The organism is Leucothrix pacifica, assembly GCF_003172875.1.
Classification (GTDB): Bacteria; Pseudomonadota; Gammaproteobacteria; order Thiotrichales; family Thiotrichaceae; genus Leucothrix; species Leucothrix pacifica.
This window is the reverse complement of sequence record NZ_QGKM01000045.1, coordinates 16,942-35,266: the sequence shown is the minus strand read 5'-3', so window position 1 is coordinate 35,266 and position 18,325 is coordinate 16,942. Positions and strand designations below refer to the sequence as shown.

Below are 18,325 nucleotides of genomic sequence, written 5' to 3'. Positions count from 1 at the left end.
TTAAGGTTGTTTTTCCTGTTTTTATGAAAAATAAAGGAAATTTGATTTTAGATCAACTGATAAAGTGAGATTTATACATAACCCACTGTGGAGTCTGCTATGAGCATATTAGATACGATCCGCCAGCAAATGCGTGATAATGAGTTAGCCGATGAGCAACAGGTACTAAACGACTTGATGCAATCTGCACCGATCGACCAAATCACACGCGATAAGATTGTCAGCAGGGCGACACAGTTGGTGGAAGACATTCGTGCTTCTGACAAGCCGGGTTTGATGGAAGCATTTCTGGCAGAGTACGGCTTATCAACCGATGAAGGTGTGGCCTTGATGTGTTTGGCAGAGGCGCTGTTACGGGTACCGGATGCGGAAACCATGGATGCCCTGATCGAAGATAAGATTGCGCCGTCATCATGGGGAGAACACTTGGGTAAATCCAGTTCGTCTCTGGTCAATGCGTCCACTTGGGCATTAATGATTACCGGAAAAATCCTTAAAGAAGACGAGCAGGAAGGCATTGCCAGTGTATTGATGGGCGCGGTTAAGCGCCTGGGTGAGCCAGTGATTCGTACTGCGGTTAAGCAGGCTATGAAGGAACTGGGTAGCGAGTTTGTGCTAGGGCGCACCATCAAAGAAGCAGTTGAGCGTGGTAAGAAACAACAAGCCGTTGGATTTACTTATTCCTATGACATGCTGGGTGAGGCGGCCTTAACCAGTAAGGATGCCAAGAAATTCTTTGATGCTTATGAGCGGGCGATTAGTGAGTTAGCCGAGCATTGTGATTCTCCTGATATCCGTGAAAATCCGGGTATCTCTATCAAGTTGTCTGCCTTGCACCCACGCTACGAAGTCAGTCAGCGTGAGCGGGTGATGACTGAGCTGGTTGAGAGCACATTGATGCTGGCGCTACAGGCGAAAAACGCGGGTATGGGCTTTAATATTGACGCCGAAGAAGCGGATCGTCTGGACTTGTCTTTGGATGTGATTGAAGCCGTTTTAAAGAATCCGTTGTTAGCCGGTTGGGATGGTTTTGGTGTCGTGGTTCAAGCCTATGGCAAGCGTTGTCCGCAGGTGATTGATTGGTTATATGAGCTGGCGACAGCGCTGGATCGCAAAATCATGGTGCGCTTGGTAAAAGGCGCGTATTGGGATACTGAAATCAAATTAGCACAAACTGAAGGTCTGAAAGGTTTTCCAGTTTATACACAAAAGGCCGTAACGGATGCCGCATACATTAGCTGTGCAAAAAAACTGTTAGATCTGACAGATCGTATCTACCCACAGTTTGCGACGCATAATGCACACACCGTCGCTGCCGTTCTTGAAATGGCTGATGACCCTGCCGCCTATGAGTTCCAGCGTTTACATGGTATGGGCGAGTCGCTACACCTGACGGTACTTAAACAGAGCAAAACACGTTGCCGCATCTATGCACCAGTGGGCGCGCATCGTGATCTATTGGCGTACCTGGTTCGTCGTTTATTAGAGAATGGTGCGAACAGCTCCTTCGTTAATCAGATCGTGGATACTGATATTGCGGCTTCCGATGTGGCAGCTGATCCTTTCTCAAAAGTATTGATTAAGCCGCAAGCTATGACCTCTACTGGCCTATCGGGTGATGATAAAAACGCAGAGCTTGAACCAGATGCTATTACGGGTGTGACAAGCGATGGACAGATTGCCAAGCCAGCTGATATCTATCAGCCGAGTCGTGTGAATTCACGAGGCTGGGACTTGCGTTCATTGGATGATTTAGAGGAAATTGAAGTCGCCCGAATGCCTTATATCAACTCGACCTGGAAAGCGGGTTATCTGATTGCGGGCGATAGTGTTTTAGATGCAGCGAATGCAGATATGGCTTCGCTGGATAAATCCCTGATCAAAACAGTGACCAACCCAGCCGATCCGACAGAGCTGGTTGGGACCGTTGTGGATACCTCCGCAGAGTTAGTAGAAGTCGCCCTCAACGTAGCCACGCCATGGGCGCAGATTGATGCCACTGCGCGTGGTGATATTCTGCGTCGGGCAGCAGATTTATACGAGGCCAATTTTGGCGAACTGTTTGCCGTGTTATCACGGGAAGCGGGTAAGACGCCTATGGACGCGATCGCTGAGCTACGTGAAGCAGTGGATTTCCTACGTTATTACGCAGTTGAAGCTGCCAGCGATGCGAATACATCAGGTAAACAAGCACGCGGCATTATCGCTTGTATCTCACCCTGGAATTTCCCTCTGGCAATTTTCACTGGTCAACTGTCTGCAGCCTTAGCAGCGGGTAATGCGGTATTGGCTAAACCGGCTGAGCAAGCACCAATTACTGCTTATATCGCGGTGAAATTACTGCATGAAGCAGGGGTTCCAATTGCCTCTTTGCAATTATTGCCGGGCGCAGGTTCGGTAGTGGGAGCCAGGCTCAGTGCTGACCCAAGAATCAACGGCGTGTGCTTTACCGGTTCGACCGATACGGCACAGCTGATCAATCGCTCAATGGCGAAAAACCTTGATCCAAGCGCTATCTTGATTGCAGAAACGGGTGGCCTCAATGCCATGATCGTAGACAGTACCGCACTGCCGGAACAAGCGGTTCGTGACATTGTGAATTCCTCATTCCAGTCCGCTGGTCAGCGTTGCTCTGCGTTGCGCGTGTTATACGTGCAGGAAGACACAGCAGACATCATTCTGAACATGCTGTATGGCGCGATGGATGAATTAGTAGTAGGTGCTCCGTGGAATTTTGCCACGGATGTCGGACCGGTGATTGATGCGGATGCTAAACAACAGATCGGTGATTATATTGCGTCGGCACAGGCTGACGGGCGTGTGCTAAAAATGCTGGATGTACCGGCAAATGGCCACTTCATTCCACCTACGGTGATCAAAGTGAGCGGCATTAATGATCTTGAGCGTGAGGTGTTCGGCCCTGTGCTGCATGTCGCAACCTTTAAAGCGGAAGAGTTGGATCAGGTTGTTGCTGATATCAATGGCAGTGGTTACGGTCTGACCTTTGGTTTACACACGCGTATCGATGACCGTGTAGAAGATATTACCACGCAGTTAAAGGTGGGTAATATGTACATCAACCGTAATCAGATTGGTGCAGTAGTTGGATCACAGCCATTTGGTGGCGAAGGGCTGTCGGGGACTGGTCCTAAAGCAGGCGGGCCGGAGTATGTCGCTCGTTTCTTGCGTTCAGATGAGCATAGCAACAAGTCAGGGGCTGCCGATATCCAAGCGATGGTGTCCTCAGTGATTGAGTCAATGCCTGAGCAGGTAGCATCCGCTGAAACTGCAGGGGAGCTGTCTTTAGAGGCTGTGCAGGCGGCATTAGATGCGCTCAAACCCGCCAGCAAAGCGGTACTCAGTGCATTGGACTTACCTGGCCCAACCGGTGAATCAAATCGTTGGTCAACCTATGCCCGAGGCACTGTTTTGTGCTTGGGTGAGAGTCGTGAAGCCGCTTTGTCTCAGGCCTACATCGCTAGTCAGCTGGGTTGTTCTGTGTTGCTGGTTCATGAAGCGATTTCACAGGATTTATCAGCGCTTGCTGGTGGTGAGTCTGCACTAGGGAGCGGCGAAGTGAAAGTGCTTAGCGGCAAGCTAAATCTTCAGGATCTTAGTCGCTTGCAGGGCATTGATGTGGTTGCACTGTCGGCGGATAGTGGCAGTTTACGCGCAGCAAGAGAAGCCTTGGCTGCACGTGATGGTGCTCTAGTGCCATTGGTGGTGAGTGAGCAGGAACTACCGAGCCGTTGTACCCTGGAGCGCCATGTGTGTATTGATACCACGGCGGCAGGTGGTAATGCCTCCTTGCTGGCGGCAACTGAAGCTTAATCGCCCATTGAGTTGAATTGATGTCCGTGGTTCGATCTGAATCACGGTCGATCACTCCCATCATTGCCGATATTCAGGCAATGATCGGAACTGCTGGAAAATCTCTGTACTGTCTATAAGCTCTACGTATCAGACCGGTTTCTACAGCAGGAAATGACGATGAACTTTACGCTCAAGCAGTTACGCTATTTTGTCAAAGCAGGCGAGTTGGGGAGTGTGACGCGGGCGGCAGAAGCCTTGTTTGTATCACAACCATCAATATCATCGGCCATCCTGCATCTGGAAGAGGTGACTGGTCTGCAGCTCTTTGTGCGCCATCACGCACAAGGTTTGTCCTTGTCTCCGGCGGGTCGAAAGTTTATCCGCAAGGCGAAACAATTACTGGCTGATGCCGAAGGATTAGGACAGTACGCCAATACCTTAGGGGAAGAGGTGGCAGGTACTCTACGCATCGTCGGGTTTCCAACCTTTACACCAATGCTGTTGCCGTCGCTGATGAGGAAGTTTATTGAGACTTATCCTGAGGCCGATATCCTGTGCGACGAGAGTCACCAGAAAGATATCATCCAAAGCCTTACGGGTGGCCGATATGAACTGGCAATGACTTATGATCTGCAAATACCCGCTGATATCGACTTTGATCCGGTGATGGAGTTTCCGGTTTATGCGGTGCTATCAAAAAGTCACCCACTTGCACAACGCAGTAGTCTTGATTTGAGAGAGTTGGCAAAGTATCCCATGGTGTTGTTGGATTGGCCGATGACCAGGGAGTATTTCTTTTCTCTATTTCTCAGTCAGGATATTGATCCTGATTTTAAGTATCGGGTACAAACGTTGGGAATGGTGAGAGGTCTGGTGAGTAATAATTTTGGCTACACCTTATTTAATACCCCGCTGGTGAATCAAAAATCGCTCGATGGTAATGATTTGGTCGCGCTTCCTCTTAGCAATAAACTTCGCCCGCTTCGTATGGGTGTGGCTAGAGTGGCTCAAATGAAACCGACGCCACTTTCTCAGGCATTTATTGAAATATTAAAGCAGCATGCCGCAGAGCTACCTAAGACAGTGTTTCCTCCACTGACACAAAACCGGTAGAGGAGGGTCCGGGAGCGGAGATGGCTACTTTTTCTTGTAGCCATCCGGAATGACGGCGATCACATCGATTTCCATTAACCATTCGGCCTGCCCCAGTCCTGCAACCACCAAGCCGGTGGAGATGGGGAAGACCCCCTTAAACCATTTTCCGGTTTCCTGATAAACCGCTTCACGATAACGCGGGTCAGTGATGTAAGTGGTGGTTTTAACCACGTGACTTAACTCAGAACCTGCTTCTTCTAATAATTGCTTCACATTTTTCATGGCCTGATGAGCTTGCGCGCCTGGGTCACCTAGTCCGACTAAGTTACCCTCGAAGTCGGTACCTATTTGCCCCCGAACGTAAACGGTATTACCCGCTACGACCGCTTGGCATAAATCATTATCCAAAGACTGGTTTGGGTAGGTGTCTTTGGTGTTGAACATACGGATTCGTGTGTGTGTTGGCATATCTGTTTCCCTGTTTTACTTGTCTACTATCTCTGATAAGCACTGTAAGTACGTTGTGTCGCAATATGACCTGCGACATGTTTAGCATCATGCCAAACACCCCAGATAAACGTTGAGCCGCGACGAGATAGCCAAGGTAGTCCAATAAAATAAACCCCGGGCTCCGTTGAAACGCCACGTTGATGAGCTGGCATGCCTTTTTCATCGAATGCATTGACGTTTAACCAGCTGTAATCAACACCAAAACCCGTCGCCCAAATAATAGAAGTGATACCCGCTTCGGCAAGATCCATTTCAAGAATTGGATGGGTCAGGCACCCAGGATCTGGCAACATTTGACGTGCTTCCGGCTCTTCAGGAAGGTCTAGGCCATTTTGTTCGACATAGGCATCTGCTGCGTCCAGTAACTCCAGATAACTCGCATCACCTTTAGCGATATTATCAACGAGGTCTGTCTGAAATGAGACTTTGCCATTGTCAAAAGCTTTGGTTAGACCAACTAATGTAATGCCCTGTGCTGCCAGTTTTCTGAAGTCGATGGTTTGTCCACCATAAGCGCCACTTACTGCAATGGTGACGTGCTCCGTTCCCGGCTTTGAGGACTCCAGATCCCATAGGCCGAGCACACCTAACCACCAGACAAAGTCCCGGTTACGGTATGTGCGTGGGGGGCGGTCGTGGCTGCCAATAGACAAATAAACCTGCTTGCCTGCACGATTAAGTTCATCTGCTATTTGTGTGCCTGAGGAGCCCGCGCCAACCACTAAAACACCGCCTTCAGGCAGTTGCTCAGGATTACGGTATTGTGAGGAATGTATTTGAAGAATGCTGTCTGATTCCGGAGCGATCGGGGGGATAACCGCGTGATGGAATGGGCCTGTAGCCGCAACGACTCGGTTAGCCTCTATCACGCCATCTGACGTTGTGACGGTAAAACCGGTACGTCCCACATTGCGAACCACATTAGTGACTTCAACACCGGTGCGAATGGGAGCATTTATTTTGTCGGCATAACTCACAAAGTAGTCAGCCACACGCTCTTTTGACGGGAAGGCATCGGGCTCAATATCATCAAACTCTAAGCCCGGAAAGCGGTCATGCCAGGCCGGCCCATTAGCAACCAGAGAGTCCCAGCGGCCCGTGCGCCACTGTTCGGCAATACGATGACGTTCTAAAACGAGGTGGGGTACATCAAGATTACTAAGGTGTTCGCTCATTGCGATACCTGCTTGGCCGCCACCTATAACTAACGTATCAATCGTTTCAGTTGCCATCTTTGAGTTCTCCATGTTGTGATTTAGCTGCCGCAGATAAGCGAAAGAATTTTCATTTATAGCGCTTGTTTAGACTATGGAAAACCGCTGGATTTTTAAAATAGTATTAATCTTGCATATGTATCAGAAAAGATGATGCAACAGATGGTTCATGCTTTGTTTTGGTCTGACTTATTGCGATTCAAAGGTAAATTTCACATTATGCCAGGACGTCTCGAGGTGCTCGCGCATTTTGGCCTCAGCCTCATCCGGATCGCGGTTTAGGATGGCATTAAACACGGCTTCATGTGCAGCATAACTTTGCTGATTCCGCTCGGGCTTGCGTGGCATTTTACGCCAGCGCTCGGCTAACCAGGTAGTAAAGGCTTTGTGCACTGCCGGAAAGATGGGGTTGCCGGAAATGTTATACAGCACGGCATGAAATGCGACGTCTGTGGAGTAAAACAGCTCCCAGTCATTGATCGCGTCTTTATTGGCCTGCAGTGCTTCGCGTAGCGCGCTGATATCATCTTTGCTGGCATTCAGTGCTGCTTCACGCACCAGTGCGATTTCCAGAAAAATGCGTGTGTCGTGTAGATTTTTGACGCCGTCTTGCTGGTTTAATAAGTGGCTGACAATACCGTCTAATACGCCCACAACCGACTCATAATTGGGCTTTTTCACTACGGGTCTGAAGCGTGGTTTGGCTTCGACTAAACCTTTGCTGGCAAGCATGGCTACCGCTTCACGTACCACCGTTCTGCTCATACCATATTGCACCATCATATCTCGCTCAGCAGGCAGATTTTCACCGTCTTTTAGGTCGCCAGAGAGAATGCGCCCCTCAATTTGACTAACCATAAAGTCGGCAGCACGGCCTGACTTTTTGGAGTCAGCATCAGGGGTAGGAGTGTTTGATAGTGCGGATTGTTTAGTGCTCATCTGGGAAGTTAATCAAACTGACAAGTGTTTGGCAATCACTATTAAGAGACAGTGCTTTTTAATTGACTTGGGATAACAGATAGTTTTATATTCAATATTATTTGGTCGTACCAAATAATCAGAGGAGGAAGTGAGTGCGAATACAGCAGATCGTGACACGTCGCTATAATTTGCCATTGGCCGAAGTACTGACTGATGCTAAGCATGGCAATCATACGCATTTTGAGCTGATTACCGCGACTATTACCTTGGAAGATGGTACGACCGGAACAGGCTATAGCTATACCGGTGGGCGAGGTGGTTATGCCATTAAAGCCATGATCGAACACGATCTCACACCATTTTTGATGGGTAAAGACGCGGATGATGTCGAAGCCTTGTATGAGGCAATGCAATGGCGTATTCACTATGTCGGGCGGGGTGGTATCGCATCGTTTGCGATCTCTGCGGTGGATATTGCGTTATGGGATTTGCGAGGCAAACGTCAGCAACAAGCCTTGTGGCAAATGGCAGGTGGCGCGAGTGATCGTTGTAAAGCTTATTGCGGTGGAATTGATCTGAACTTTCCGTTACCCAAACTGCTGGAGAGCGTTCAGTCCTATTTAGACCGTGGTTTTAATGGTGTAAAAATCAAAGTCGGTCAACCCTCGCTGCAAGAGGATGTGCAGCGGTTAAAAGCAGTGCGGGAACTGATTGGCGATAATATTGCGTTTATGGTTGACGCTAATTATTCCATGAGTGTGGCGCAAGCTATTGAGGCTGCCCATGCATTTAAACCGTACAACTTGCTGTGGTTTGAAGAGCCCACCTTGCCGGATGATTATCACGGTTTTAAGCAGATCGCTGATGCCACTGGCATGCCTCTGGCGATGGGGGAAAACCTTCACACCATCCACGAATTCGGCTATGCCTTTGATGATGCTGGTCTGTCCTTTATCCAACCTGATGCGTCTAATTGCGGCGGTATTACGGGTTGGTTGGAAGTCGCTAAGCTGTCACAGCAACACAATATTCCGGTATGCAGTCACGGCATGCAGGAGCTGCATGTGAGTTTGGTGGCCGGACAGGAGAACGCTGGCTGGATTGAGGTGCACAGTTTCCCAATCGATGAATACACCTTGCGTCCTTTAGTGGTGAGTGATCATTTGGCGGTTGCGCCATCGACACCGGGTATAGGGGTTAGTTTTGATTGGAACAAGCTCGACTCACATCATGTGGTGTAACAGCTAACAGGTAACGCAATCGAATTAAGCAATAAAAATAGTCTGTCGCTAAAACTAGTAGGCACACCCAAGTAGGTAAACCCAAGGTGCAAGCACCTGTAATTGGAAGAAATCTTATGAGTACAACAGAAATCTCAGCGGCTTATTACAAAGGTAATAAAGAATTCGCGATTGAAAAAATCATGGCAGCGGCACCAAAGGCTGACGAAGTGCAAATTGAAGTGGCGTACTGCGGAATCTGCGGAACCGATTTACACGCCTTCCACGGTAGTATGGATGCGCGCATCGGGCATCACCGTATTATCGGGCATGAAATGTCTGGGGTGATTGCCGCAGTGGGCGAGGGTGTCAGCAACCTCAAGGCTGGCCAACATGTGGTGGTGCGACCTCTGGACCATTGTGGTGACTGTCCGGCGTGTGAAGCAGGCCATATACACATTTGCCACAACCTAAAATTCTTAGGTTTGGATACCGATGGCGCATTCCAGCAGTTATGGAGCGTACCGGCACACACGGTACACGTCTTGCCAGACGACTTGTCGCTGGCTCACGCTGCACTGGTTGAGCCGGTATCAGTGGCTTGTCACGATGTGCGTCGTGCCAATGTTCAACCCGGCGAAGATGTGTTGGTCATTGGTGGTGGCCCAATCGGTATGTTGGTCGGCATGGTCGCTAAGCAGGCTGGTGGTAATGTCACCATCTCAGAAGTTAGTGAGGCACGGCTGGCAATTGCAGAAAAACTGGGGTTCTCAACCCTGAACCCCCTGAATGATGATGTACCGGCGTGCGTGATGGAAATGACCGGAACCAAAGGCGCTGATGTGGTCTTTGAAGTCTCCGGTACACAGGCGGGTGTTAACGTCATGACCGAAGCGGCAGCGTGTCGTGGTCGTATCGTGATGGTTGCGATTCATGCAACAAAACCGGAAGTCGATATGTTTCGATTCTTCTGGCGTGAGCTGGAGCTGCTGGGCGCGCGGGTATACGCCCCGGAAGATTACGAAAAAGCCATTGAGCTGGTGTCATCCGGCGGTATTGATGCCGAGACGATGATTACTGATATCGGCTCACTGGACACTATCCAATCATCTTTTGAAGCCTTGGAAAATAATCCAACGGCAATGAAGAGTCTTATTAAACTACAAGCGGACTAAATGAATGAGCACAACTTATGATCTGAGCAGCCAAACGGCATTGGTAACCGGCTGCAAACGAGGGATTGGTAAAGCGATGGCAGTAGCCTTGGCCGAGGCAGGTGCGGATATTATTGGCGTTAGTGCCACACTGGAAGCTGAAGGCAGTGATATTGAAAAAGCTGTGCTTGCCACTGGCAGGCAGTTTACGGCTTACCGCTGTGACTTTTCTGATCGTGCAGCATTGTTAGCGTTTACTGCTCAGTTGGAAGCCGATGGGCACAAGCCGGATATCTTGATCAATAACGCGGGCACCATCAAGCGCGCCCCAGCGGCAGAACATGAGGATGAGCTGTGGGATGAGGTGATCGAGGTTAATTTGTCATCGCAGTTTGTACTGAGTCGTGAAATAGGTAAGGGCATGGTCGAGCGAGGCCACGGCAAGATTGTGTTTACTGCGTCATTGTTGACATTCCAGGGTGGTATTACCGTGCCGGGCTATGCTGCGTCAAAAGGTGGTATTGGTCAGCTGACTAAAGCATTGGCGAATGAGTGGGCGTCTAAAGGCGTTAACGTAAATGCTATCGCGCCGGGCTATATCGAGACCGATAACACGCAAGCATTGCAAGATGATCCAGTGCGTTATAAGTCGATTCTGGAGCGTATACCCGCAGGTCGTTGGGGTAAGCCAGAAGACTTTGCAGGCCCTGCATTGTTTCTGTCCTCCTCAGCGTCTGACTATGTGCACGGCACGGTAATGACGGTTGATGGCGGTTGGATGGGACGTTAATTTTTATTCGACGCCATGTAAATACTAAAGAAACCCTGACATTACCGTCAGGGCTTCTTTGTTTCATCGCTTAGAACAGCGCTGCATTCACTTACTTTGGTATCAACACAGTATCGATGACATGAATGATTCCATTGCTTGTCATGATGTCAGTTTTCAAGACGTTCGCACCGTTAACCTTGACGCCGTTAGACGTATCAATCATCACATTACTGCCCTGAGCCGTTGTTGCTGAGGACAGTGTCACAACATCTTTTGCCTCAACCTTACCTGCTACCACATGGTAGAGCAGTATTTTTCTCAGTGCCTCTTTGTCTGCGAGCAAGCCCTGTAGTGTATCTGCCGGTATTTTGGCGAAAGCCTCATCTGTCGGTGCAAAGACAGTAAAAGGGCCATCGCCTTTCAGGGTGTTTACCAAGTCAGCGGCAGTCAATGCAGCGGCTAGTGTATTGAATCCTGCACCAACTGCGGTATCAACAATATCTTGTGCGGCAGGTTTAGCATGAGACATCGTTTGAATGTAGTTGCCTTGATGATTGCTTGGCGAATGCGCTGTTTTCATTGCCTTATTTCCATAGCCACAATCACTTGCTGTCGCCAATACCGGAGTTAAAAGTAAACTAGCAACAACCGCGGACATAATCTTCGTATTCATTTGTTTAAATCCTCTTTTAAGTGGCGACAAACATCTTTGCCGTGGGACAAACAATACGGTCTCATATCCTCGCTAGTCTATTAAACTCAGTTTTTTAAGTGGAAAATATCTATTTAAATCAATAACTTAAATAAAATTAATATTTCAGTGATATTTGTTTTTTTCACGTTAAATTGACATTCAACCCTTTATGTACACTCCACAAAATGAATGACCATTGATAGTGTCAACCGGTTTTCTTGACTTGAAAATGGTTACACAATGTGGGTCTGTTGTGACTAGCCAAACTCTAATAAGGTGGCATCTACTCCGGTGGCGGAAACCCATTCTGTCCCGGAAAGTCTGGCGCGAGCTTCCGTGCATTTGCCATTTTCACCCAAAGCCGAACAAGCTTTCTGCGCTTCTCCGGTTCCTCAAAATCTTCAAAACTAGTTCGTGAATGCATCACCGAATAGTTGTTAGCAAACAGCATATCGCCAGGTTCCAGCATCATATCCAAACGAATACTCTCATCGTGAATAATGCCATCAAATACATCCAGCGCCTCGACTTCTACGCGCGATAATGGGCGTTCCTGTAGCTCAGCACCCAGTTCAATATATTGACGAAGATAACGGCAGCTCAGCTTGCCATCATGGTAGCTAAACACCGGTGCTTTGTTGGATGAGTCCGTGCCGAGGTGGGCGTAGTACATGGGACGGTAGAAGATCCCCAGATACTCCGGATAATGTTCCAGAATCTCGTTATACACCGCTCCACTGCTGACCAGACTCGTCATGCCACCTGACTTGGCTTTTCGCACGCAAATCAAACCGAATACATCCGACAAATCCGTGTGATAAGGCAGGTATGCATTGGTTTCATAGACGCGGGTTTCTTTCTTGGTAATGTCGCCAACATTCATCACATTACCCAGTAAATCGCCTTTAAGTGTTTGGCAAACCGGTGTACCCATGTGCAGGCCGATGCCGTAATAAATGATATTGATATCATCGTCGCTGTAACGATCGATTGGTAATCCACTCAGCAGCAGGAAGCCTTTGCCATTCTCCATTTCCTCGGCGTATCGCTGAAGCTCCTCACTAAGTGAGTGGATAGGGAAGTCGTCACGGCTAAAGTGTGGAAAGGATAATCCCTTATCTTTAACCGCAGCCAATGCACCGTCCAGTGTGTCGATCGTTTCTTTTGATAGTTGGAAGATCCATGACTGATCGTTCCGAAGGTCTGAGCCACGCCATGCCGCAGGCCCAGTGACTTTTTGTTTTAGAATGATACCCATCGAATGCTCCTCTCGCTCTATTATACCTATACATTAAGTGATCGCTGCCTTGTCGGCAATGTGAAATATAAGAAATCTGGTTAAGCTGTCGGATAGTTGATATGTTATTCACTGGTATAAATCCTCACTCGGAACTTAAGTTGTGACAAGAAAAATATACGTGGTCAGACATGGTCAGACCCAGTTCAATTTTGAAAGAAAGTTACAGGGTCAATGTAATTCTGCATTAACAGATAAGGGCGCAGAGCAGGCACGACTTGTCGGGCTTAAGCTCAATGAGCATTTAGTTGGTCGTGATTATAAGGTCTATGCCAGTTCGCTAGGGCGTGCAGTGCAAACAGCGCATATCATTTGCGAGCAGATCGGTCATGCTAAAGAGCATTTGATTGAAGATGCCAGGCTGCAAGAGTTTGGCTTAGGGCACTGGGAAGAAAAAACCATTATGGAGCTGGAGGAAGCGTTTCCTGATCTTCTGGCTGAGCGGGATTGGATACTCAAAGCACCGGAGTCCGAGTCTTATGATGCAGTGAAATCCCGACTATTACACTGGTTGTCAGATGCGCCGGACTCACATGATTTGGTGGTGGTGAGTCACGGCTTAACTGGTATCGTGTTGCGTGGGATTTTATTGGACATGAGTTACGACGATGTCTGGCAGTTAGATCTGCCGCAGGATGCATTCTTTGTGGTTGAAAATGGCACAGTAACACGCGTTGAGTGTGGATGATCACACGTGTCAGGCGATACTCAATGCGGTGTTACTGGCGAGATTAAACGTGTGTTTCAGCGCTTTTCCTGATAACGCGTTAGTATCGCCTGAATATCACGCATCGCCAACTCAGCCGCATTGGACTGTGTAACCACCGTACCCAGTGAACCAAAATGTTGCTCCAAACAATCAATCAGTAGCTGCCGAATTGCATCCGTATCAGCGTGATCCGGTAACGTGCTGGCTAAATACACCTTTTCTAAATCAGCTTCCTTTTGCTTGAAATAATCTTCCAGTTGCAACAGTGACCACTCGCCACGCCGGATGGATTTGAGCTGTGCCGCATTACGTCGCAAGTCCATATCATGACTTACCAATAACTGCTCAACTTCATCCAGCAAGCGCACTACATGGTAAGCAAACTTCAGGTCATAGCCGAATTCCTCAACGCCTGCTTTACGCTTGCCCTTGGGCTTCTTAGTGCGGATCTTATGCATCTGTCCATAAGCGTAGCCTTTGAACTTCGCCCAGCAACCTTTGTGCAGAAATAGCCGACGATTATCCCGCACCATGTCACCAATATCACTACTGTGCAGCACGCAATTATCCGGCACAAATAAGCTGTCGATAATGTTGGGGTTGTTATCTGCCAGCAGGCGAAAGTACTTCACAATGGAGTAGATGGTGAAGTCATACTCCCGACCCTTGCCTCCTAATGCATCCGGATCAACAATATGATGTTGTTGGTATTGCTCGAACTTCAGACTGAAGCTATCGAAGCCCGGAATTTCGCCGCGTAACTGAGGGAATACATAGTCTTTGGGCGGTATCGCAAAGCCGTAAACATCCATGTCGGAACTGTCATTGCTGACCCCATAAGCCATTGATCCCATAATGACTTCGTATTGGATGGCGGACTTGAGGAATTTGGGCGCACCGGGAAGCATATTGCGATCGGTGAGGTTAGCGAAGTGGCTGCTCATGGTCTGTTATCTCTTGCTTGTGTGATGGTATTTCTTAATACAAAAAACCAAATAAGTGCAGAGGAATCTCTTTTTTATTGCCATACAAAATATCGTCTTTGACTAAGAATGCAGGGCTGTCTGTATGGCGAATTTGCTTAGTTGTTTTACTTTTTCCGCCAATTTCATAAATCACGCCATTAACTTCAAAATCACCAACTTTGCTGTAATACAGTGGGTGGTTTGCATGTTTTAGCATCTTGATAAAAAATAATTCTCGCACTGATCCAATCTTACTTGGTTGTCCAATCTCGGTGCTTATGGTTTGGTACAGATTGGGGTTGGCGAGGTATATTTTCTCACTTGCCTTAAGCAACTGGCTACCTGCCCGGTTATCTTTAACCAGCTCTGCCAAGCCAGTATCTTGCAAAATGTGTAAATAGTGCTGTACGGTTTTGTTGTCCAAACCAATGTGTTTAGCGATGCTGTTTCGGCTTAACTCGCCCGGCGGTATCGTTGCCATATAAGAAAGTAAACGCTTAAAGTAATGAAGCTTGTCGGTATTTAAGCGGTAATGATTCGCAATGTCTTCGTAAATAGTTTTATCGACTACTCGTAGCAACTTTTCTTGGTAAGTGTCTGTACCTTCTAGAAAAAATGGGTAAAACCCATAGGCTAAATAATCCTGAAAATGGCCACGCAATTTGGGTAGTTCAGCGACTTGGCCCTCGATGCTACTTCTGTCATATAACAAGGCCTCGAGTGTGATTGCTTCAACGGTCGCGACCTTTTGAAAACTCAAATACTCACGAAACGACATGCCGCTAAGATGATATAGAACCCCGCGACGAGACAAATCATGCGTACCCTGGATTAGGTCGATACTTGAACTTCCTGAAAAAACAACCGTGATATCAGGATAAGAGTCGTAGATATTTTTTAAGATTTGATTCCAGTTGGGGTGCTTGTGAACTTCATCAAAAAAGAAATAACGGATGCCTTGCAGCTCGATCATCTCATTCACAAAATCCAGCAACGAGTGATCAGAGAAATACAGGTGATCCAGTGATACGTAAAGGACCTCATCTTGCCGCTTTATTTTCTCTTTTATATATTGCAGAAGTAGCGTGGTCTTGCCTGTACCACGCGCACCAATTAAGCCAGTCAGTCTGTTGTTGGTGTTGAAGGTGTCAAACAAATACCGATGATGCTGCGTCTTGGTCGCAGCTAGTAAACGCTTATGTGTTGCTAGTAGTTGATTCAACATGGGAATGTATTCCTATATTTTTATTGATAATAAGGAATGTATTCCTGAAATACAAATATCTATTGAGTTTCTTTTTTAGCCGCTATTGGTGAGCAAACAGTACTGATCGAAACAGTTGCCGCTATAAAGGCAGCACTATAAACTTAATAAATGACTTTCTGAGGGTAATCACTATGCAAAATATAAAACAAGAATCTTACTCAATCAGTGATGCAAACCAAGCGCTGGACGTCGAGCTCACGCCGAATATGTGGTCGTTTATTGTGAGGATGATTAACTATCCTGAACTCAGTTTTGACAGCGACAAAAACACCATTGAGATTGATGGTTATGTGCCGTTTAAAGAGCTGGCAAAAGAGTGGATTAACAGTATTCAGGATGGCAGTTGCGATGCCCGAAAGTGTGAGGCATGCAATGATTACTTTGATCTGAATAGTACTGACGGGATCTTTGGAAATCCTCAGGAGCTAGAAGAGTTTATCTGCTATCCTTGTGCGGAGAGTATGACGGCCCGAGATTATTATGAGCGGTTTATCGTGCGTAACTTGTAGTCCGTGTAACTACAGGGCAGTCTGCATGGATTGGTCATTCAATTCGCAATCCATGCACACATCATCGTAAGAAAAATTTTATGGATCCGGCTGATTCATTTGCTCCGAGCGCTGTAACGCAGGACGGGCAGACATGCGCTCTGCATAAGCTTCAAATAGTGGTCGCTTGTCAATCGTGCCAAACATCAGCCCCCAACGAATCTGAGCACCTACATAAACATCAGCTGCGGTAAATTGTTCTCCACAAATAAACGGGCCGGGTTGCAGAGCGGTTTCCAGCGCATCAATGGTCATTGTGTAGTTACCGAAACCGACCGTCATTTCCTGCTCTGGTTTAACATTCCAGCCTTGGGATTTGACAGTAATGGCTTGCTCCACGGGGCCTGCTGCAAAAAATAACCAACGATAGAATGTACCGAGCGCCGGATCATCCACTGCCGGAATCAAGCCTTTCTCCGGAAAACGGGCAGCCAGATACGTGCAAATAGCAGCGGTTTCCGTAATCACGGTGTCACCGTGCTTGAGTGCAGGCACCTTACCCATTGGATTAATCGCCAGATATTCCGGCGCTTGCATGGAGGATTCATAATCCAGAGTGACGATGTCATAGGGTTCGCCTAGTTCTTCCAGCATCCAATGGGCAATGAGGCCGCGAGATTGTGGGTTGGTGTAAAGCGTTAAAGCTGACATTGTGAACCTCCGTTAGAAATTAAGGGCGTAATTATGACAGATAGTTGCTGACAGGGTTGTGTCAGTAGGCTCTGCATAGGGAGTTCTGCTTATTGCTGAAGTCTGGCGAAGGTGTGGTTAGCGACAGTAACAGGCGCTGGTGGTTTATAGGTTGGTGTGATACAAAAAGGCCAATACTTCCGGCACATAGGCACCCTGCCTACACCTGAGATTTCTGAAGATAAAAGGCTGGATTAGCTTTTTCACAAGGAGGCAATATCATGAAACCACATACGTTCACCATCCAAATTGATCAGCCCGTTGCGGTCGTCTTTAACACATTAACCGATCAGTCGGTGTTCCCTGAGTGGGTGAAAGCCTGGGGTGAAGGTATGGTTTGTGAGGGGGAATGGGCGCAAGGTGCGCATGTATCCTTCTTCGACCGTAAGCAGGGTGGCACAAAAGTGATTATTGATGAATTAGTGCCAAATGTCCTGATAAAAGCCAGACACATTGCCATGGTGGGGCCTGACAATGTGGAAGTTGAGCAGATGGATGCGACCATGGCAAAGTGGATTGGCACGCTTGAAGAGTATTACTTCACCGCCGATACTGACTCGCAAACGACGCTGAAAGTCGTCATGGTGGCAGACGAGTCGTTTAAAGAAATGATGGACTTGTGGCCGCAGGCACTGAAATATTTGAAAGAGATTTGTGAAGCGACCTAGGAATATGTTGTGATGCCCCGTGTTCCAGTTCTGCCTAAACCAGAATTGCAGGTATATGTGTCAGCGTTAGCGTTCTGGATTAGTTTGAAATAATAGGAAAATAGCAATCAGAAGCACTAGTTGACGAACGGTAATAAGCTGAACAGACCTGACTAGTGGGATGATTTTCAGCAAAAAAAGCGACCGTTTGCGACTGCTAACGCCATACCGTTTTTTGATAGCTGAATCATTATTCAGCTTGGTAAAATTGCCATTTATCCGTCAGAAAGCTTGTTCAGTTTGGTTCAGAAAAGATTCAGAAGCGATTCAAATAAAAATCCCTAATATGACGTCATCCAAGGCATACAGGCCTTCAATCATAATAATAAGAGTCATATCATGAACAACACATTTTTTGCATCAATCATCATTCTTGCACCTCTAATGTTCGGTCAGGCCGCACTAGCGAATAGTCAAGCGGCGACAGCACCCCACACAGAACAGCAGCTAATCACTCAGGAAATGACGAAAGCGGACATCCTGGAGACCGCTCAGGGCTATCAGGTAGCGCATAGTGAGCGTGCTCAGCCCCGTCGCTCCGCGTTGTTCGCGCAAATTCTGGATACCGTTGCACAGAGCTCAACGATGGCTCAGGCGGCTAAGACATCAGACGCTTCTGAAGGTTAATCTTTTGAGGCAGTTGTCAAAGTGCGAGGGTACTGCCAGATCTACAGTTATAGAGAAATATTGGTATTTTAGTGTAACGTGTTAAGTATATTTTTAATATAAAAGACCCTTTTTAGAGTTTA

Annotated in this window: 17 protein-coding genes; 9 read left to right on the top strand and 8 right to left on the bottom strand. The window is 47.6% G+C overall.

The features are described 5' to 3' along the window. Positions 1-99: 99 nt before the first annotated feature. Together DKW60_RS14855 and DKW60_RS14850 are read left to right on the top strand one after the other, a co-directional pair. Positions 100-3,831, top strand: coding sequence for an L-glutamate gamma-semialdehyde dehydrogenase (locus tag DKW60_RS14855; protein WP_109838446.1), 3,732 nt, complete (start codon positions 100-102; stop codon positions 3,829-3,831). Between the two features lie 159 nt (positions 3,832-3,990). After that, entirely contained in the window at positions 3,991-4,926 is a 936-nt protein-coding gene (locus tag DKW60_RS14850; RefSeq protein ID WP_109838445.1) for a LysR family transcriptional regulator, read from the top strand. Positions 4,927-4,950: 24 nt separating this feature from the next. Here the strand turns inward: DKW60_RS14850 and DKW60_RS14845 are convergent, their stop codons facing one another. From DKW60_RS14845 to DKW60_RS14835, 3 genes are all read right to left on the bottom strand, one after another. Next, a complete protein-coding gene (locus DKW60_RS14845; protein ID WP_109838444.1) occupies positions 4,951-5,376 on the bottom strand; it encodes a RidA family protein in 426 nt (141 codons plus the stop codon). A 26-nt stretch (positions 5,377-5,402) separates the two neighbouring features. After that, a complete protein-coding gene (locus tag DKW60_RS14840) occupies positions 5,403-6,650 on the bottom strand; it encodes a flavin-containing monooxygenase (protein WP_109838443.1) in 1,248 nt (415 codons plus the stop codon). Between the two features lie 171 nt (positions 6,651-6,821). Then, on the bottom strand, positions 6,822-7,571 hold the full coding sequence (locus DKW60_RS14835; RefSeq protein WP_109838442.1) for an FCD domain-containing protein: 750 nt from the start codon (positions 7,569-7,571) through the stop codon (positions 6,822-6,824). Between the two features lie 134 nt (positions 7,572-7,705). Here DKW60_RS14835 and DKW60_RS14830 point away from each other — a divergent pair, with 134 nt between their 5' ends. The 3 genes from DKW60_RS14830 (at position 7,706) to DKW60_RS14820 (ending at position 10,717) form a co-directional block, all read left to right on the top strand. Then, the gene (locus tag DKW60_RS14830) at positions 7,706-8,794 is read left to right on the top strand and encodes a mandelate racemase/muconate lactonizing enzyme family protein (RefSeq protein ID WP_109838441.1); all 1,089 of its coding nucleotides are present in this window, start codon (positions 7,706-7,708) and stop codon (positions 8,792-8,794) included. Between the two features lie 116 nt (positions 8,795-8,910). Next, the gene (locus tag DKW60_RS14825) at positions 8,911-9,948 is read left to right on the top strand and encodes a zinc-dependent alcohol dehydrogenase (protein WP_109838440.1); all 1,038 of its coding nucleotides are present in this window, start codon (positions 8,911-8,913) and stop codon (positions 9,946-9,948) included. A gap of 4 nt (positions 9,949-9,952) precedes the next feature. Continuing rightward, positions 9,953-10,717 (top strand): SDR family oxidoreductase, encoded by a 765-nt coding sequence (locus DKW60_RS14820; protein WP_109838439.1) that lies wholly within the window; start codon positions 9,953-9,955, stop codon positions 10,715-10,717. A gap of 91 nt (positions 10,718-10,808) precedes the next feature. Here the strand turns inward: DKW60_RS14820 and DKW60_RS14815 are convergent, their stop codons facing one another. Next, the gene (locus DKW60_RS14815; RefSeq protein WP_219988772.1) at positions 10,809-11,372 is read right to left on the bottom strand and encodes a fasciclin domain-containing protein; all 564 of its coding nucleotides are present in this window, start codon (positions 11,370-11,372) and stop codon (positions 10,809-10,811) included. 304 nt (positions 11,373-11,676) lie between these two features. Then, complete coding sequence (locus DKW60_RS14810; protein ID WP_109838438.1) at positions 11,677-12,651, bottom strand: TauD/TfdA family dioxygenase; 975 nt, start codon at positions 12,649-12,651, stop codon at positions 11,677-11,679. 142 nt (positions 12,652-12,793) lie between these two features. On the opposite strand from DKW60_RS14810, the gene DKW60_RS14805 reads away from it, so the two are divergent. After that, the gene (locus DKW60_RS14805) at positions 12,794-13,378 is read left to right on the top strand and encodes a histidine phosphatase family protein (RefSeq protein WP_109838437.1); all 585 of its coding nucleotides are present in this window, start codon (positions 12,794-12,796) and stop codon (positions 13,376-13,378) included. A gap of 56 nt (positions 13,379-13,434) precedes the next feature. Here the strand turns inward: DKW60_RS14805 and DKW60_RS14800 are convergent, their stop codons facing one another. Beyond that, positions 13,435-14,343, bottom strand: coding sequence for a nucleotidyltransferase domain-containing protein (locus DKW60_RS14800; RefSeq protein WP_219988771.1), 909 nt, complete (start codon positions 14,341-14,343; stop codon positions 13,435-13,437). Positions 14,344-14,377: 34 nt separating this feature from the next. Then, positions 14,378-15,589, bottom strand: coding sequence for an ATP-binding protein (locus DKW60_RS14795; protein WP_109838436.1), 1,212 nt, complete (start codon positions 15,587-15,589; stop codon positions 14,378-14,380). 173 nt (positions 15,590-15,762) lie between these two features. Here DKW60_RS14795 and DKW60_RS14790 point away from each other — a divergent pair, with 173 nt between their 5' ends. Next, positions 15,763-16,140, top strand: a complete 378-nt coding sequence (locus tag DKW60_RS14790) for a hypothetical protein (protein ID WP_109838435.1) — start codon at positions 15,763-15,765, stop codon at positions 16,138-16,140. Positions 16,141-16,218: 78 nt separating this feature from the next. On the opposite strand, the gene DKW60_RS14785 is transcribed toward DKW60_RS14790, so the two are convergent. Beyond that, positions 16,219-16,830 carry a glutathione S-transferase family protein gene (locus tag DKW60_RS14785; protein WP_109838434.1) on the bottom strand — a complete coding sequence of 204 codons (612 nt, stop codon included), beginning with the start codon at positions 16,828-16,830 and terminating at the stop codon, positions 16,219-16,221. Positions 16,831-17,090: 260 nt separating this feature from the next. Here DKW60_RS14785 and DKW60_RS14780 point away from each other — a divergent pair, with 260 nt between their 5' ends. Together DKW60_RS14780 and DKW60_RS14775 are read left to right on the top strand one after the other, a co-directional pair. Beyond that, positions 17,091-17,537: an SRPBCC domain-containing protein gene (locus tag DKW60_RS14780; protein WP_109838433.1), complete on the top strand. Its 447-nt coding sequence runs from the start codon at positions 17,091-17,093 to the stop codon at positions 17,535-17,537. A gap of 378 nt (positions 17,538-17,915) precedes the next feature. Then, positions 17,916-18,203, top strand: coding sequence for a hypothetical protein (locus DKW60_RS14775; RefSeq protein ID WP_109838432.1), 288 nt, complete (start codon positions 17,916-17,918; stop codon positions 18,201-18,203). Positions 18,204-18,325: the final 122 nt, after the last annotated feature.

Excerpts from the sequence above, each read along its gene's own strand:
- DKW60_RS14855 (WP_109838446.1), top strand. The coding sequence starts at position 100 with ATGAGCATATTAGATACGATCCGCCAGCAAATGCGTGATAATGAGTTA.
- DKW60_RS14850 (WP_109838445.1), top strand. The coding sequence starts at position 3,991 with ATGAACTTTACGCTCAAGCAGTTACGCTATTTTGTCAAAGCAGGCGAG.
- DKW60_RS14845 (WP_109838444.1), bottom strand. The coding sequence starts at position 5,376 with ATGCCAACACACACACGAATCCGTATGTTCAACACCAAAGACACCTAC.
- DKW60_RS14840 (WP_109838443.1), bottom strand. The coding sequence starts at position 6,650 with ATGGCAACTGAAACGATTGATACGTTAGTTATAGGTGGCGGCCAAGCA.
- DKW60_RS14835 (WP_109838442.1), bottom strand. The coding sequence starts at position 7,571 with ATGAGCACTAAACAATCCGCACTATCAAACACTCCTACCCCTGATGCT.
- DKW60_RS14825 (WP_109838440.1), top strand. The coding sequence starts at position 8,911 with ATGAGTACAACAGAAATCTCAGCGGCTTATTACAAAGGTAATAAAGAA.
- DKW60_RS14820 (WP_109838439.1), top strand. The coding sequence starts at position 9,953 with ATGAGCACAACTTATGATCTGAGCAGCCAAACGGCATTGGTAACCGGC.
- DKW60_RS14815 (WP_219988772.1), bottom strand. The coding sequence starts at position 11,372 with ATGAATACGAAGATTATGTCCGCGGTTGTTGCTAGTTTACTTTTAACT.
- DKW60_RS14810 (WP_109838438.1), bottom strand. The coding sequence starts at position 12,651 with ATGGGTATCATTCTAAAACAAAAAGTCACTGGGCCTGCGGCATGGCGT.
- DKW60_RS14800 (WP_219988771.1), bottom strand. The coding sequence starts at position 14,343 with ATGAGCAGCCACTTCGCTAACCTCACCGATCGCAATATGCTTCCCGGT.
- DKW60_RS14795 (WP_109838436.1), bottom strand. The coding sequence starts at position 15,589 with ATGTTGAATCAACTACTAGCAACACATAAGCGTTTACTAGCTGCGACC.
- DKW60_RS14790 (WP_109838435.1), top strand. The coding sequence starts at position 15,763 with ATGCAAAATATAAAACAAGAATCTTACTCAATCAGTGATGCAAACCAA.
- DKW60_RS14785 (WP_109838434.1), bottom strand. The coding sequence starts at position 16,830 with ATGTCAGCTTTAACGCTTTACACCAACCCACAATCTCGCGGCCTCATT.
- DKW60_RS14780 (WP_109838433.1), top strand. The coding sequence starts at position 17,091 with ATGAAACCACATACGTTCACCATCCAAATTGATCAGCCCGTTGCGGTC.
- DKW60_RS14775 (WP_109838432.1), top strand. The coding sequence starts at position 17,916 with ATGAACAACACATTTTTTGCATCAATCATCATTCTTGCACCTCTAATG.